The organism is Microbulbifer maximicatervae (SeqCode), from assembly GCF_052467225.1.
Genome location: NZ_CP174303.1, coordinates 456401 through 473273, shown reverse-complemented (window position 1 = coordinate 473273; position 16873 = coordinate 456401). Strand labels below are relative to the sequence as shown.

General features: G+C 44.9%; 15 protein-coding genes. 13 read left to right on the top strand and 2 right to left on the bottom strand.

What is annotated here, in order from left to right:
* Positions 1 to 26: 26 nt before the first annotated feature.
* The 5 genes from ACJJIZ_RS01995 (at position 27) to ACJJIZ_RS01975 (ending at position 4969) form a co-directional block, all read left to right on the top strand.
* A complete protein-coding gene (locus ACJJIZ_RS01995; protein ID WP_444915064.1) occupies positions 27 to 2024 on the top strand; it encodes an ankyrin repeat domain-containing protein in 1998 nt (665 codons plus the stop codon).
* A 182-nt stretch (positions 2025 to 2206) separates the two neighbouring features.
* A complete protein-coding gene (locus ACJJIZ_RS01990; protein WP_444915063.1) occupies positions 2207 to 2770 on the top strand; it encodes a TFIIB-type zinc ribbon-containing protein in 564 nt (187 codons plus the stop codon).
* A gap of 408 nt (positions 2771 to 3178) precedes the next feature.
* Entirely contained in the window at positions 3179 to 3547 is a 369-nt protein-coding gene (locus ACJJIZ_RS01985) for a hypothetical protein (RefSeq protein WP_444915062.1), read from the top strand.
* A gap of 142 nt (positions 3548 to 3689) precedes the next feature.
* Positions 3690 to 4643 (top strand): DnaJ C-terminal domain-containing protein, encoded by a 954-nt coding sequence (locus ACJJIZ_RS01980; protein WP_444915061.1) that lies wholly within the window; start codon positions 3690 to 3692, stop codon positions 4641 to 4643.
* Positions 4644 to 4648: 5 nt separating this feature from the next.
* The gene (locus ACJJIZ_RS01975; protein WP_413665909.1) at positions 4649 to 4969 is read left to right on the top strand and encodes a chaperone modulator CbpM; all 321 of its coding nucleotides are present in this window, start codon (positions 4649 to 4651) and stop codon (positions 4967 to 4969) included.
* 6 nt (positions 4970 to 4975) lie between these two features.
* Here ACJJIZ_RS01975 and ACJJIZ_RS01970 read toward each other — a convergent pair whose 3' ends face one another.
* Together ACJJIZ_RS01970 and ACJJIZ_RS01965 are read right to left on the bottom strand one after the other, a co-directional pair.
* Positions 4976 to 5962, bottom strand: coding sequence for a glycerophosphodiester phosphodiesterase family protein (locus ACJJIZ_RS01970; protein WP_444915060.1), 987 nt, complete (start codon positions 5960 to 5962; stop codon positions 4976 to 4978).
* A 138-nt stretch (positions 5963 to 6100) separates the two neighbouring features.
* Positions 6101 to 7081 (bottom strand): calcium/sodium antiporter, encoded by a 981-nt coding sequence (locus ACJJIZ_RS01965; protein WP_413663970.1) that lies wholly within the window; start codon positions 7079 to 7081, stop codon positions 6101 to 6103.
* A gap of 348 nt (positions 7082 to 7429) precedes the next feature.
* On the opposite strand from ACJJIZ_RS01965, the gene ACJJIZ_RS01960 reads away from it, so the two are divergent.
* The 8 genes from ACJJIZ_RS01960 to ACJJIZ_RS01925 all read left to right on the top strand — a co-directional run bounded on the left by ACJJIZ_RS01960 (position 7430) and on the right by ACJJIZ_RS01925 (position 16644).
* Positions 7430 to 7681, top strand: a complete 252-nt coding sequence (locus ACJJIZ_RS01960) for a hypothetical protein (protein ID WP_413663971.1) — start codon at positions 7430 to 7432, stop codon at positions 7679 to 7681.
* A 274-nt stretch (positions 7682 to 7955) separates the two neighbouring features.
* Complete coding sequence (gene hppD, locus ACJJIZ_RS01955; protein WP_444906715.1) at positions 7956 to 9035, top strand: 4-hydroxyphenylpyruvate dioxygenase; 1080 nt, start codon at positions 7956 to 7958, stop codon at positions 9033 to 9035.
* Positions 9036 to 9049: 14 nt separating this feature from the next.
* Positions 9050 to 9610: a VOC family protein gene (locus ACJJIZ_RS01950; protein WP_252084079.1), complete on the top strand. Its 561-nt coding sequence runs from the start codon at positions 9050 to 9052 to the stop codon at positions 9608 to 9610.
* The gene (locus ACJJIZ_RS01945) at positions 9607 to 10614 is read left to right on the top strand and encodes a fumarylacetoacetate hydrolase family protein (RefSeq protein ID WP_444915059.1); all 1008 of its coding nucleotides are present in this window, start codon (positions 9607 to 9609) and stop codon (positions 10612 to 10614) included. Before ACJJIZ_RS01950 ends, ACJJIZ_RS01945 begins: the two co-directional genes overlap by 4 nt.
* A 642-nt stretch (positions 10615 to 11256) precedes the next feature.
* Positions 11257 to 11994 carry a YopT-type cysteine protease domain-containing protein gene (locus tag ACJJIZ_RS01940; protein ID WP_444915058.1) on the top strand — a complete coding sequence of 246 codons (738 nt, stop codon included), beginning with the start codon at positions 11257 to 11259 and terminating at the stop codon, positions 11992 to 11994.
* A gap of 627 nt (positions 11995 to 12621) precedes the next feature.
* The gene (locus ACJJIZ_RS01935) at positions 12622 to 13359 is read left to right on the top strand and encodes a YopT-type cysteine protease domain-containing protein (protein ID WP_413663975.1); all 738 of its coding nucleotides are present in this window, start codon (positions 12622 to 12624) and stop codon (positions 13357 to 13359) included.
* Between the two features lie 205 nt (positions 13360 to 13564).
* Positions 13565 to 15349, top strand: coding sequence for a DUF885 domain-containing protein (locus ACJJIZ_RS01930; RefSeq protein WP_444915057.1), 1785 nt, complete (start codon positions 13565 to 13567; stop codon positions 15347 to 15349).
* Positions 15350 to 15600: 251 nt separating this feature from the next.
* On the top strand, positions 15601 to 16644 hold the full coding sequence (locus tag ACJJIZ_RS01925) for a DUF5700 domain-containing putative Zn-dependent protease (RefSeq protein ID WP_444915056.1): 1044 nt from the start codon (positions 15601 to 15603) through the stop codon (positions 16642 to 16644).
* Positions 16645 to 16873: the final 229 nt, after the last annotated feature.

The window sequence follows — 16873 nt, the reverse complement described above, 5'->3', positions numbered from 1 at the left end:
TAATCGCGGAAGCTATAGGTACATTTATGAAAAGGAAGTTATATATTATTCTTTCTGTTCTTTATTTTTTTTCATTTTCTGTAAATATTTCAGCCAATGATTTTTCTGATGATAGAACTAAAGTACTTGATGTATCCCTAGCAAGGGTAGATTATTTTGAAGCAGAAATTACTCTGGATATATGGGTAAGTGAAAATATAGGGCATGCAAATTTAGGTTACGAAATCTCTGAAATAACTTGGGGATATGCGCCTCGTAGAGTTAGTTCAGGGTTTAATAGATTAAAGTTGTATATACAGCGAAAAAGAAATAAATTTTCTGCTATAAAAACCTCTCAAATCGAATTGCATATATATAGTCAAGAGGAAACTTTTTTGAAGGAAATTGTTCCTCTACAGATTACGTGGCCTGGCCCAGAATATGCTGACAAAATCCTAAAATCTAGAATTGTCAATAAGTTAGAATATGCAGGCGTGGAAAAATTAAATATAAATAGAAATCTTTCATATTCTGAAAGTTTAATAGATAATTTGTTGCTTAATGGTTTTCCAATTGAAAAACTTTATACATTTAGGCCTGCATATAATTTCTCTAAAAATAATTTAACATTAAGCCGATTTTTAGATGTCAATACGATTAAAAACATAAGTAGAGTTTTTGCGATATCTACAAACGGTACACCTTTAATTAAAGTGAAAAATACTGAGGTGAAAGCTGGGGAAGTTTATATAGGGTCTGGCGAGCATATATCAGACGAAAACTTAATTAAAACTGAAGAATTAACCTCTCTAAAGCAAAATAATTTAAGTGTAGATAGTCTTTCTCGAATTCTTAATTTTGACGTTCCAAACGATAATGAAGTCGAAGATAGAATGTATAAGGAAGCCTATAATTTAATTAATACAGGTTATAGGGATAACATATATAGAGCTAAAGCAATTTTGGATGAATTATTAAGTTTGAATTCAGAGTACTATAAGGCGTACTTAGAGTTGGCTAGATTTCATATGAAAACAAACTGGCCAGCTGGTATAAAAAAAGCTGAAAAATTAATTCTTATTGCTAATGATCTTGAACCTGAGTTTGCTGATACTCATGTCCTATTGGGATATGTATATACACATCAGGGAAAATATTCGGCTGCAAATGATGAATATATCCTTGCTGAAAAACTTGGAACTGACAATTTATGGTTGTATGCAAATTGGGGTTTGAACTATGAAATGCAAGGCGAAAAAACTAAATCTATTAATCAATATTTGATGGCAATTGATAAGTCTTCAGATGTATCTCGTAATCAGAGACCAATTTATTGGATTCTAAGAGATAGCAAATTATTTGAGTTCTTAATTTCTGAAGGTGAATTAAAAAAAGCTGATAATTTGTACTCATTTTCTTCTGAAAAGATTCATTCTGAGAAATGTTTTTTACAGAAGCAGGCAAAGCTAAGGCTTCATTATATGCAATGGTATGATGGGGCAATAGATAGTTCTATTAAAGCTAAAAAAGCCGGCTGTAAAGTGAATAGTCCAGTTCTGGCTGTTTCGTATTATATGAAGTGGGTACATCAGCTAGACAATAATTTTAACCGAAAACAAGCAGAATCAAATTTAAGACGGGCGGAGGCTGCTGCTGATTCAGACGGCCACCTATTTTTTGAACTTGCTGATAGTGATCAAGCATCAAAAATAATTCCTAAGATAATTGATTTAGGGAAAGATATAGATCATGAACTTGATGACGGAAAAACGGCATTATTATTAGCAATAGAGAGCGGTGATATAAATAAGGTAAGCCGCCTTTTGGTTAATGGTGCTAATGTAAACAAGAGTACTATAAATAATTATTATCGCCCATTAACATATGCCGTTTACTTAAAAGACTTTGAAATGGTTAGCCTGTTGTTAAAGTTTGGAGCAAGTGCAAATTTCTATGTGGAAGAAGGTATTTCCCTGTATGATTTCTCTAAGGAAGTAGGGGGAGAGAAAATTTCTAATATGTTAAGTGCTGATTTGAAAACCTAAAACAACTTTTATTGAGCTTGTGAAGGCCGCTTTGGCGGCCTTTCTTATAAAAAAATAGAAGCTGAATGTTAAATATGAGGTTAAAGTGAGTGTATTGAAATCTAGTTGGTTAAGTTAGCTGTATTGTAGTTTTTTTGTGTGATATTCATTCTTAATTCGAAAGTTATATTTTAGAGTTTAATATGCTGAATTGTACAAGCTGTAAAGATGGCGTTCTTAAACATGGATTTATTGAAGAATTATTCCGTGGATATACTTGTAGTTCTTGTGGGGGTAATTGGATTCTGGTGGAAGACTTCCTTTCTTGGAAAAGACAGAATCCTGAATATCAGTTTTCTAAAGACCTCAGCAGTCTTAACGATATGCTTATTGAAGATAGCAAGCAAGCGATCTTATGTCCTGTATCCGGTGCTATTATGCAAAAGATAAGGATTATGGTTGGTAGTGAGCATCGTATTGATTACAGTGCTGTTGTGGGTGGTATTTGGTTGGATAAGGGTGAGTGGGAACTATTAAAATCTGAAGGACTTGCCGGTTCACTGAACTTTCTAGTTACCCATGAATGGCAGAAAAAAATTAGGAATAGTAAAGCTCAAGAGAATTTCTCGGAAATATATCGGAGCAAGTTTGGCGATAAGCGATATAAAAAAGTAAAGGAGTTTCGCGAGTGGCTGTACGCACAGGGTCAGAGAGTTGATCTCTTAGCCTATTTAAATGCAGAAGATCCTTACTCGGCTGAACGATAGTCTCCGATAGAGGTTATTTTTTATGGAGTCAAAGAAAATTTGGTTCTCTATTAAATACACTAATATATTTTTATAAGTAGAGGTTGAGTAGTTGTGGTTAAATCCCTTTAACTTATCTATATATCTATCTTCTTTATTTTTGCCTTATTCGAATAATGCTTGTTATAAAGTGGCTTTGGGTCTCAGTTTTTTGGCCGTTCATTGATTCCAAGTATCCGGAACAAGTGTCTCCTTGAAATTTCATGCTATTGGATATTAGTTTAATTATATTGATAGCCAGTTCATATTATTTGTTTAATTTGTATCTATGTTGTTATGGGAAGTGTTTGTTGGCGGTGATAACATCATTAACGAGGTTGGTTGTTTTTGGTTTATCAATTAATAATAAATAATCTTAAGGTTCTACAAATGGATGTCAAAAAAATATTAATAGTACTGTCTTTGCTGGTTGCCTCTGCCATTGCATTGCCTGCATTTTCTGCTGATCTTAAATGTAACCTTAACGTCAAAGCTGGGGGGCAAGTAATTGGCAACGGAACAAATCGTTGTGGTGGTTTGGACTTTAGTTTTGGCGCCTCGACTTCAGGAAGCTGGGAAATAGTAAATATTACAAAATCTATAGATTATGTGAACTGGATTAAAGGTTGTAGCTCTGGTTTGTACTGTTCTGTGACAGTGCGAGCGTATGCCTCAAATCCTGCCGAGGTCTATATTCACTATACCGATGGGTCTATCGAGTATCTAGATGGATCAATGTTTTACGAGACCGGTTATTAATTCTGCAACTTGGCGTCGTTTATCTAATCGGCGCCATATTATTAAATCTTAGTTGAAGGGGGAGGATCTCAATTAATCTTCTTACCGATTTTATATCATAAATATATGGCGAATCCCGTCACCATCGGCTTTTATTAAAGCCATGGAATACAAGGACTATTACAAAATACTCGGCCTGGATCGGAGTGCGGATCAGGCACAGATTAAGCGTGCCTATCGGAAATTAGCACGTAAATATCATCCGGATGTCAGTAAAGAGGAGGGCGCCGAAGAACACTTTAAGGAAGTAAATGAGGCCTATGAAGTATTGAAGGATCCAGAGAAGCGAGCTGCTTACGATCAGCTCGGCAGTGGTTTTCAGTCTGGCCAGGACTTCCGACCGCCCCCCAATTGGGACCAGGGTTTTGAGTTTCACGGTGGTGGATATACCGAAGCTGATCCTGAAGCTTTTAGTGACTTCTTTGAAAGCTTGTTTGGCCGCGGCGGGTTTCGTCAGGCTTATGGGCAGGGGCAGCGCCGCTCTTATAGTGCCCAGGGTGAAAATACCTATGCCCGCATCACAGTAGACCTCGAAGATAGTTATCGTGGCGGTACACGCCAAGTAACCTTAAAGCACTCGGTATTGGGTGCAGATGGGCGACCGCAACTGCGTGAGCGCACTCTTAATATAAAAATTCCCAAGGGGATCACTGAAGGGCAACAGATTCGCTTAGCTGGACAGGGTGAGCCTGGCATTGGAGAAGGTAAGCCTGGTGATCTCTATCTGGAAATTGCTTTCAACCCCCATCCCCTTTTCCATACAGAAGGTAAAACGGTTTACCTGGATTTGCCTTTGGCTCCCTGGGAGATAACGCTTGGAGCCAAAGTTCAGGTACCCACTCCCGATGGTCCCATTAAAGTGACCATTCCAGCAAACAGCACCAATGGTAAAAAACTGCGCCTCAAGGGCCGCGGTATCCCGGCAAAGCAGCCGGGGGATATGTATATAGTGATGCAAACTGTTACGCCACCAGCCACTACTGATATTGAACGCGAGGCATACCGTCAGTTTGGCGACGCATTCAACTTCAATCCACGTCAGTCCATGGGAGGATAATTGTGATGCCTAAAAAGGTTGAGCAGCTTAGCGGTGTTCTCCTGGATGAAGAGAGTGAGTTAACTTTGAGTGAACTGTGTCGGGCTTGTGGTGTGCCGGCGGAGCGTATCATTGCCTTGGTTGAGGAGGGAATTATTGAGCCGCGTAGCAGGGAAGTGCAGTGGCGCTTTAGCGGAATTTGTGTGCGCCGTGTGCGCCGGGTTTACAGCCTGGAGCGAGATCTGGGGGTAAATCTTGCCGGCGCTGCATTAGCGATAGAGCTGCTGGAAGAAATAGAGCGTCTTCAGGCGCATCTGGCACGGCTGGAGAAAGGTCGAAAACGCTAAGGTTATCTATTGTCTTGATTTTAGATATGGGCCAATCAGCTCGATCTTCTCAATCCAAATAGCTCCGCTATATCCTTCGGGTAGAAAACTGAGCTCTTCCAGTGTGTAAATACCGGGCAAGCCCCGCTTGCCATTTTTATGGTCCACTGCCATCACCAAGCTATTGGCTTTGGCCACTCGTTCAGAGTAGCGATTGGGCCAGCCCCACAAAGCCCATCGCCAAGTATTGGGTGCAACAACAATACTGTTCCGGCAAGACTCGGGAAAGTAGCCACTCCAACCGAACAGTGCATATTGCAAAGCACATTGTTTGGCGCTTGTCTTGCTGAAGGCCAATGCATTTGGCCGCAACTGCCGTATCCTTTTAATTGGGCGATCGCCACCGTAGACCATGAGCCGGGAATTAATAGGCAATTGGTGTTGCCGAAGATAGTTATCCAATCGTTCTGCTTCTGTTAGATCATTACTCTTAATATTGATCAGAAACTGCTTGCCGGGAAAGTACAGCAAGACCTCTTTTAAAGTGGGAAGTAAACCCACCCCCTGGCCACGAAAGGGAAATGTCTTGCCGCCATCAAAGGTATAGCCGTAACCAATATCCAGCTTCTTTAAGCCCTTTATGGACTGTTCCCGGGTGACACCTGTTCCATCCGTGCGGCAGTCTATGGTCCAGTCGTGAAATACCGCGAAGTCGCCATCAGTGGTGGGATGGATATCGATTTCGACAATGTCCGCGCCATGAGAAAAGGCAGCTTCCATAGAGGGAATAGTGTTTTCCAGATAGCGGTGTTCCGGGGTATAGATACGGACTGCGGTGCATTCGTCACGGGTCAAATTATCCCGGTTGTAAGTTTGGTAGACGCCGCGATGGGCAATCAGGATTGGTTTTCCTTGCTGGGCTGTCGCTAGCCAAGAGGCATTGAGTAGGTAAATTGCACCGAGTCCAAATAGGGCTGTTAGCGCTACGGTTTTGCCAATGGTGCTTCTCTTCATCTAGCTGCTCTGCACTTTTCCTTGGAAGGTGTTGCAGATATTAGTCAGTTTTTGGGAAGAGAAATGGGCGCAGAGGCGGCGAATTATGGTGAGTTCAGGCAGTAACTATGGGGTGGTGCGGCACCACCCCGAATATCATTAGAGTGCAGCTTTGGTAATGGTTCCCACCAGGTAGCCGGTATATACGAGGTAAGCCATTAGTAGCGCGGAGCCTTCCCAGCGATTGATTCGGCCCTGGCCTTTGAAGCCGTAGGCAAAAATAAACAGGGCAATTGTGAGGCCCAGAACCATCGGCCAGTCTCGGGACAGCACCTCGTGGGGTACGTTGTTCATGGGAGCAATGGTGCCGGCAATGCCAACCACCGCTAGCAGATTGAACATATTGGAGCCGACAACGTTACCGATGGCGATATCGTGCTCACCTTTTCGTGCGGCCACTAAAGTTGCTGCCAGTTCCGGCAGTGAGGTTCCCAGGGCAACAATAGTCAGGCCTATCACCAGGTCACTGACCCCCAAAGATTCGGCAATGGTTACTGCTCCCCATACGAGAATTCGGGAACTGACAATCAATAGCACCAGTCCTGCTACCAACCAAAATATGGCAGTTCCGAGTGGCATAGGGTTGTCTTCCAGCTCAGTTTCTACTTCTCCCTCAAGCTGGTCACCTTTATTGCGCATGGCAGAAAAGATGCTCCAGCCGATCAAGGCGAAGAAACCGAATAACAGAACAATACCCTCCCAGCGCTCCAAGCGGTCATTCCACAGGAAGGCACCACTGAGCAGGGTGATTGCCAGCAGCAGTGGCAGCTCTTTACGCACAATCTTTGAGTGTACCGATAGTGGGATCAGCAGAGCACTGAAACCGAGAATCAAACCGGTATTGGCAATATTGGAACCGTAGGCATTACCCAGTGCGAGGCCGGGGTTGCCATTCAAGGCGGCAATGGCTGAGACCACCATTTCCGGAGCGGAAGTACCGAAGCCGACGATCACCATGCCAATTAACAGAGTGGGCATGCCGCAATGTTTAGCAGTGGCGGCAGCTCCATCCACAAAGCGATCGGCACTCCAGACCAGCACAATAAAGCCAGCAATGATGGCAGCAGCGGCGAGAAGCATAGGGGGTCCTCAATAAATACATTCAGGCGGGGTTTTTACCCGACAAACGGGGGCCGATTGTACCGGCTCTGGCAAATACAAAAAGGTATTCAGTTATTTGGATGGGCTGTCAGGGGCAAATTAACGTAAATGTCCCGTCAGTCAGATGGTTTCGCTGCCAGTGTGGGCTACAGTCAATGCATGGCCCGGTAAATCTGCAGGGTGATAATGGGATGGCGCGCCTAATCGCAAAATCCCTGAGCTGGTGGAGATGTCGGGTAAATCTACGCGGGTCGCACAAAGCAATGCGCGGCAGATTCCGCGATATCCATGTCACCGGCCGCTAAGCCGGGTATTTAGGAGGCCTTTATGAGACTCAAAGCTTCAATTGGGATACTGGCCGCGGCGATGGTTTTGACCCTGTCTGCCTGCGAACAGCGCAAGAAAGATGAAGGGATGGACGGCAATAAAGGAATGGGCACCGCTGAAACCGGTTGCTGCCAGCATGCCGAAAATGCCTGTGCTGGAGATGTGAGCAAATCCCAGTGCGACCAGATGACCGGCAAGTTTCACAAGGATCATATGTGTCGTACCGATACCGGTAAATGCACGCGTAAATAAGGTCGGCTGTGCACGGGTGTGGCGCAACCACTGTGTCGCACCCGGCTCCCGATTACTCTCCCGATCCTGTTCAAGGACCCGTTGCCAGCTGGTTATTCTCCCAGGCGCTAGCTTTGGAGGCTGGTGACTAAAAGCACTCTTCTAGTACTCATTTTTTAGCTGATCCAGAGTTTCTTGACATTAGTTACATCTGCAACTAACTTCGTTTGCGCTTTAAATCCACAATCCGCAGCCCCGCTTTGAAGTGCTGCGATGATAAGAAATGGAGGACCGCATGGCCGACTTATTTGAAAACCCGATGGGACTTAACGGCTTCGAATTCGTAGAGTTTACAGCGCCGGAAAAAGGCATCCTTGAAACCGTTTTTACCGCCATGGGCTTTGAGAAAATCGCCCGTCACCGCTCCAAGGCAGTGGAGTTGTGGCGCCAGGGTGATATCAACTTTATCACCAACTACGAGCCCAACAGCCACGCTTATTACTACGCCCAAGAGCACGGTCCCTCCGCTTGTGGCCTTGCCTTCCGCGTAAAAGATGCCAAGTTCGCCTACGAAGAGGCCCTGCGTAAAGGTGCACAGCCTGTTCATGTGAATACCGGCCCGATGGAACTGCACCTGCCGGCAATCAAAGGTATTGGCGGTGCGACCCTGTACATGATTGATCGCTACGAAGATGGTGAGTCCATCTACGATATCGACTTTATCTGGGAAGAAGGCGTAGAGCGTCGCCCTGAAGGTTGTGGTTTCCACACTCTGGATCACCTTACCCACAACGTGTATCGCGGCCGTATGGATTACTGGGCCAAGTATTACGAAGACCTGTTCAATTTCCGCGAGATTCGTTACTTCGATATCAAAGGCGAATACACCGGCCTGCTGTCCAAGGCGATGACTGCACCGGATGGCAAGATCCGTATTCCGCTGAACGAAGAAGCAGCTGGTGGCGGCGGCCAGATCGAAGAGTTCCTGATGAAGTACAACGGCGAAGGTATCCAGCATATCGCCTTTGCTTGTGATGACTTAATTGCCTGTTGGGATCGCCTGAAAGAGCGCGGCATGGAGTTTATGACCCCGCCGCCGGACACCTACTACGAAATGCTGGAAGAGCGCCTGCCTGGGCACGGTGAACCTACTGAAGAATTCCAGAGCCGTGGCATCCTGCTGGATGGCACCACTGAGGGCGGCCAACCACGCCTGCTGCTACAGATTTTCTCCGCTAATATGCTCGGCCCGGTATTCTTTGAGTTTATCCAGCGCAAGGAAGATGAAGGGTTTGGTGAGGGTAACTTTAAGGCCCTGTTCGAATCCATTGAGCGCGACCAGCTCAAGCGTGGCGTCATTAAAGAAAAGGAATAATAACGGAGGCTTCAATGGGCATTAAGCGCATTCACCACGTGGCGTATCGCTGTAGGGACGCCAAGGAGACAGTGGAATTCTACCGCGATCTTCTCGGCATGGACTTCCAGCTGGCCATTGCCGAAAACGAGGTACCCTCAACCGGTGAGCCGGACCCTTACATGCACGTCTTTATGGATGCGGGTATGGGGAATGTGCTTGCCTTCTTCGAAATCCCCAACTCCCCGGAGATGGGGCGCGATGAGAACACACCCAAATGGGTACAGCATATCGCTTTCGAAGTGGAGTCCATGGAAGAAATGCTTGAGACCAAAGCGCGACTGGAAGCGGCCGGGGTCGACGTACTCGGCCCTACCAATCACACTATCTTCCAGTCGATCTACTTCTTCGACCCCAACGGCCATCGTATCGAGCTGGCCGCCAATACCGCCAAGCCCGGTATGCACAAAGAGCTGAAGCGGGTTGCTGAGGATATGTTGGAAGAGTGGTCACGTACTAAAAAAGCCCCAAGGCACGCCGCCTGGATGCATGGGGAAGAAGAATTTGTGGAAAAAACTGAAGGGGAGGCACAGTGAAGTTAGCCAGCCTTAAATCCGGCCGCGATGGCCAATTGGTTGTTGTTAGCGACGATCTTACCCGTATGGTGCCAGCTGGCGATATTGCCCCCACCATGCAGAGTGCGTTGGACAATTGGGCATCAGTCAGCAGCGAGTTGGAGAAGCTACACGAACGCCTGCAAAGTGGCGAGATTCAAGGGGAAACCTTTGACCAAACTCTGTGTGCTTCGCCTTTACCGCGTGCATATCACTGGGCCGACGGTAGTGCTTACGTGAATCATGTTGAGCTGGTGCGCAAAGCCCGCGGTGCCGAGGTGCCGGAGAGCTTCTACAGCGATCCGCTCATGTATCAAGGTGGTTCCGATACCTTCCTGGATCCACGCGAGCCGGTAAAGATGCCGCAAAGCAATGGCTTTGGCATCGACTTCGAGGCAGAAATTGCCGTGATCACCGACGATGTTCCTATGGGGGTTTCCGCTGAGGATGCGCTGCCACATATCAAGTTGGTAATGTTGGTCAATGATGTATCCCTGCGCGGATTGATACCTGCGGAACTGGCCAAAGGATTTGGTTTCTACCAGTCCAAACCCTCTAGTGCTTTCTCCCCTGTTTGCGTAACCCCTGAACAGCTGGGTGAAAACTGGAGCGAGGGTAAATTGCATCTGCCACTGGTTTCCCATCTGAATGGTGAGAAGTTTGGCGAGCCCAATGCCGGTGTGGATATGACCTTCCACTTCGGGCAACTGGTCGCCCACGCGGCCAGAACTCGTCCACTTTGCGCAGGCACCATTATTGGCTCTGGAACGGTATCCAATAAGTTGGATGGAGGCCCCGGTAAGCCTGTAGCAGAAGGCGGTGTTGGTTACAGCTGTATTGCCGAGATTCGCATGATTGAGACCATCCAGAATGGCTCTGCAAGCACGCCATTTATGGACTTTGGAAATACCATTTCCATCGAAATGCTCGATGATCAAGGGCAATCTATCTTTGGACGTATTGAGCAGACTGTAGAGCAGGTTTAACACCGCTTAGCCAAACCTCGACCGAATTTTATCCCCTGGAGTTAACGACCTAGGGACAGAATTTGGTCGAGGCATCTTACCTACCACTTTGCTGTTGAATCATTCCTGCCTAAATTTTTCACAACCAACTTAGTAGTGCTGTATTGAGTGGCTAAAAGTGTGCTGGCAAAGAGACTGGCACAGGCGTTGTTGTGTAGTTTTCTATGCAATTTATTGCATAGCTTTTTACTTGCACACCTACTCTAGCAGTTTGTTGTTACAAGCCACTTTTTTAAACTGATGAGTTTTGTAAAAGTATACTTTCTATAAATTGCTATGCGTCCTATTTGAGATTAAGAATGATAAATATTTATAAGTAAAAATATCTTCTTATCTCTATTTTGTCTTCGCAGTTAGAAACGGCTAAATATTGTTTGTTGCCAGATTATTTTTGGCTAGTAGATTTTAACAAAGTAGGATTCAGGCAAGATTAACGCTGGATAAAAAAATAGTGCCAGAGTCGATTTAAAAAGCGCTTTTATACTCTGTTGGCCCTGGAACTTTTCTGGTTCAATGCCCGCCCAATTCACAGGCGCTACAAATTTTCAGTTTTTAAAAAAGGATTTGTGCAGCGTTTTTATCTCATAAAATGAGGGATCGAATATGCCTATTTGGGTCGATAAAACCGTTCTCGCTGTAACTGGAACACGCGTAAACCCCGTACAACAATCTGTAGCCAATCATCGGGGTCAACTGACATACAACTTCAGCCAGTGTAAGGATCCGGTAAAAGCACAAATCACTATTCACGAAGATACTTCTGGCGGTGTTTGTGAAGCGCTTTCCGCCTTTTGGATCAAGCATCACTCTGATGGAGGGAGCTTGTGGGATTGGTTAATGCCAGCGGGTGTACTGGATGAGCAACACTTATTTCACGTAATGACCCTGCAACAGGCGGGCACACAGAATAACCAGGACAGAACTACAGAAGCCTGGCTGAGCACACAAAATATCTTCCCTACCAGTCAAAATGTATTTGGTGGAGCTTTCCCGAATGGCCGGGGAGGAAATACTATCCGGGGTATTCACAATCCTCGTAGAGCGCAAGGCCAGAGTGGCGTTTTCTCTCCCAATGCTTTGGCAAGGGAGATTATTTTGGATCAAACTGGCGGTGCTGGTTGCTATAAGAAGATAGGCCTTGATGGCACTTTCGCTGGTCATGCAATGGCTGCCTGGGTTGCGCAGGACATTACTTTCTTTGACCCGAACTTTGGTGAATTCTGGTTCGAATCCAGAAATTCCTTCTTTAATTGGTTTACCCAATCATTTTGGCATAACTCTATGTATTCAGTAGGGCTAAGCGGTGGCTATGAAGTTCGCTCTTACGCTCGCCGCACATAAATTGGCAGTAGCTGTTTTTGTTGGTTCTATTAGTAGTAGCAATCCACTACCAATTTTTTCCTCTTAGCCCTTCCCCCATGGGCGCTCGGCAGCCGGGTTTACCCGGCTGCCTTTTTTAGTGATTATCACTTCTGCCTATTTCACTTCTTATCATTGACTCATTTTCAAGTCGTAATTATCTGGAGGTAATAAGCTCCATCTCTGGAAAGATAAAATCAATTGTCGCCAACTACAAAAAAATATTTCCATTTAGATAGTTTCCATGTCATAGGTCAATTTTTTTGCACCAAAAATAGTACCAGAGTCGAATTAAAGGACCTGTGTAATCTGACTGGCAAGTGTAGTTGGGTCTGTTCTAGCATGGAATTAATCGTAAATAGCCGTGATATTCTTACCCATAAAAAATAGTGCCAGAGTCAAATAAATACTTGCGCCTCAATCTATTTCGAACTGCTATCTTTGGCCTGAGAAAAGAGTGCCAGAGTCGATTTTAAAAAAAAATGGACACCTATCTGCCCTGTAATTTTTCTGTTTCAATCTAATGCATATACCGGAAAGCACTTCTCAGAAGTAGTTAACTAATCGCTGAATAAGTGTTTCTACATTGTGAATACAGGGGAGATGGACATGCCGATTTGGTTTGATAAAACAGTACTTGCACTTACCGGGACAAGGGTTGGTCCTGTTCAGAGATCTGTGGCCCAGCACGGTGGCACACTTCAATATAATTTCAGTCAATGTTTGGATCCGGTGAAGGCACAGATCACCATACACCAGGATACTGCTGGCGGAGTCTGTGAATCCCTGAGTGCCCACTGGATCAAATTTCACGCAGAGGATGGAAGCCTTTGGAATTGGCTCTTCCCCAATAATACATTGAGTGAGCAGCATCTTTTCCATGTGATGACCTTGCACCAGATTGGTGGAAATGCACCAAACCAGGATCAGGTCTCAGAGACGTGGCTGCAATCTCACAATATTCTGCCTCTTCAGAATAATGGCGGTGTGGGTATCGCTGGGCCAAATGGTCAGCGCCAAATTCACGTGGTCACAGGCCCTCGTTTAGATCGTGGGCAAACTACTATGCGCAACTCTGCAGCGCTTGCCGATGAAATTATTAGGGAGCCGACGAGAAGCGCTGGCTCTTACAAGAAAATCGGTATTTCAGGTAAGGTGGGTGCCCACGCCATGGCAGCTTGGGTAGCAGAAGATGTGTTGTTTTTCGACCCAAATTTTGGAGAATTCTGGTTCCCAACCAAGAATGCATTCCGCAACTGGTTTGTAAACTCTTTCTGGAATACATCTATGTATGCCATTGGTCTGAGTGGGAGCTATGACGTGCGCTGTTATGCGCATGCCACCTGAGTCGCAAGCCAGCTGATTGACCGCTTGGTGGAGGAAATTATACTCCTCCACCCTGCTTGTGGCGGTATGTCTATTCCGCTGAGTCACTATTATCCATCCTTCGTGTATAGTGCTGGTACAAGCTTGCCACGCCTACTCTGTAGGGTAACTAAAAGAGCAAGCTCTGTTGTTCTTTTTAGATACCAACAGCACTACGGAGCCAAGGGTGAAATTCAAGAAATCACTTACCTACTACCTCAAGTCCCTAACAGGACCGCTTATTGCCACTAGCCTATTGATGCCCTCAGCCTGGGCAGCAACTGCTACAGAAGAGCTTCAAAGTGTTCTTAACGATCACTGGCAATACACGCTGAGAGAAGACCCGATTACTGCCGGGCGAGTTGGCGTTTCCGATTACAATCGAGAACTGCCCGGGGTAACTGCAGAGGATCGTCAACGTCGTATAGAGGCTGAGCAGGCCTTTATCCGGCGCCTTGAGGCTATCGATCAAAGTAAGTTAAGTGCTTCAGACCGCGTCAATAGCGAGCTTCTTTCTTGGGTTCTTGCCAGCTCAGTTGAGGAAGAGGAACTGTTTCTCGACCGAATTCCCCTAAACACCTTCTCAAGTTTTTACGCAAATGCGCTTGAGGCAAATAGTGGTTTGGCGATGAGGGATATCGCCGATTACGAGGACTATATTGCCCGTATCGGTGAATTTGGTCGCTACTTCGATGAGAACATTGCCAATATGCGCGAAGGTATTCGCTCTGGCTTTGTGTTGCCCAAAATCGTTGTAGAAGGTATAGCGCCAACGGTACGCGCTCAAGTATATAAAGATCCCAGTAAAAGCAGCTTGTATAAGCCTTTTTCTGAGATGCCGCAAAACATCGCGCCCGATGAGCAGAAGCGTCTGCGAGAGCAGGGCTTAGCTGTGATTAAGCAAGTAGCTATTCCCGCATTTGGACGGGTAGCGGATTTCCTTGAGGGCGACTACCTAAAGGCGGCCACAAAGACTTTGGGTGCTGAACAGATGCCTGGTGGTAGCGACTACTATCGCCACAACATTCGCTACTACGTGACCCTGGATCTGGACCCTGCGGAGATTCATCGCACGGGCCTTGCCGAAGTGAAGAGAATCCGCGCGGAAATGAAAGCCCTGATCAAGGAGTCAGGCTTTAAGGGCAGCTTTACAGAATTCACCCAATTCCTGCGCACAGACCCACAGTTTTACGCTAAAACGCCGGAACAGCTGCTCAAGGAAACGGCCTATATATCCAAGCGGATTGACTATGTATTGCCGGAGTTCTTTAATTTATTGCCGCGTACTCCCTATGGCGTGGTACCAGTTCCCAGTGAAATAGCACCTAACTACACTACGGCCTCCTATAATCCAGCCGCCATTGGCGGTACTCGCGGTGGTGCCTACTGGTTGAATACTCACGGGCTGGACCAGCGTCCCTTGTATGAGCTACCTGCTCTTACCTTGCATGAAGCTGTACCGGGCCATCATTTACAAAATGCTCTCTCGCAAGAGCTTGAGAATGTACCGGACTTTCGTCGCAACCTTTATCTGAGTGCTTATGGAGAAGGTTGGGCCCTTTATTCAGAGCGACTGGGTAAAGAGATGGGACTGTACACCACTCCCTATGAGCACTTTGGGCGACTCAGCTATGAAATGTGGCGTGCCGCACGCCTTGTAATTGATACTGGCATTCATTCTCAGGGGTGGTCACGACAGCAGGCATTAAACTTTCTTTCCAATAATACATCCCTCTCTCCGGCTAATGTACGTGCAGAAGTAGATCGCTATATATCCTGGCCGGGTCAGGCGCTATCTTACAAGATGGGGGAAATTAAAATTCGACAGCTGCGAGCTCTTGCGGAAAAAGAGCTTGGCGATAAGTTTGATTTGCGATCATTTCACGATGCACTGCTAAGTAATGGTGCTTTGCCTCTTTCGATGCTGGAAGAGCGGATGCAGCGCTTTATTGAAGAGCAGAAGTCTGCCTAAGCCTACCCTGAATCCCATTCACAATCTGCGGGTGGGATTCAATCTTGTCAAGATGTCCTCTGTCGTAAGCAAAACTTTCTTTTAGATAGCTGAAAACACAAGCTCCTTTAGTGGCGTAAAATGCAATATTTTTGTCTCATATTCGGAGTGGAGGTTGTGTAGGCAATAAAGGTCTAATAATCACACAATAAGCATTCTTTTTAGATTAAATACCTGGTTATTCTTTTCTTTACATTTTTACGAGAGGTAAAATGAATATCTTTAAGTGGGTGATTTTTTTAGGCTTGTCACTGATAAGCCTTACGGCTTTTTCCTCAGCGAAAGTAACCGATAATATAACAATTGATTTTGAGAGTGCTGATAGATTAGTTGATATTTTATCTGGAGACAAAGTATCTGATGATCAATTAGATCAGCTAATGAGTTTGCAGGGGATACGAGCAACGATCCATCAAACCTCAAGATTTGACAATAAAGCCAATGCAGAGTCATTTCGGTCTAGTTTGATCGATGTTGTTGAAGGTAATCCAGTTAAAAATGATCCCTTTAGGTTTCAACAGTTAAATGAACGGTTGTCCGAAGTTGAAGATATACTCAAGATAATAAAGCGCAATCCTCAGCAATACTTAAACAGTGTAAAGAGGGGCGTTGGTGATTATTCTCCTAAAGATATTTTCTTTGATACTAATATTTTTATAGTAGTTGGGGGAACTTCTGACGGTTGGGCCCATGATGATAACTTTTATATTGCACTGCAGTATTTTAAAGGCGATTATGAAGGTTTACTGACACTTTCAACACATGAGTTATATCACGTTGCGCAGTCAAATTTTTATGGGAAGGAAAAAAATCCAGACTCTAATTGTGAGAAAATCTTAAATCAAACCCGCCTGGAGGGGATAGCCTCTATTGTGGGTTCTCCATTAAGTGTTACAGACGGAAAAGAGTACACAGAATGGTTTAAGAAAAAATTTAAAAGAAATTTACAGCGAATAGATAGTAACTTTGTTTTATTTGAAACAGTGCTTTTTCGTGCATGCCGTGACTCAAGTTTAGACTTCAACAAAATCTATCATTTGGGTTTTTCTGCAGTATGGGATAGCCCGTTGTATTTTGTAGGTTTCTATATCGGCAATAGAATCGAAGAGTTAAAGGGTAGGGATTATCTGATTTCACTTTTGCAGGAATCACCTTCAGCTATGTTTAAAGCTTATATCAAGTTTTATAAGGATGAGAAAAATAAAGATTTAATAAAATTTGATAAGCCGATTGAAGACATTATTCTTGCCATATAGCACCTAATCAAAACTCTAAGAATTGGTTCTGGTAAATCTAGGCGCCTTGAGTAGGCGTCTAATTCTTTTGCTGTATACCTTAGCCTTCCCGAAATCATCTAGCTTAAGCAAATCATCGATCAATAAGTTTGAAAAAAGGTGTATAGCTGTCTACTTTAAGTGGTACAGCCTTTATCAGACTTGATTATATTCAAATTAATTTACTTATTGAGTTTACATTTAATTCTGC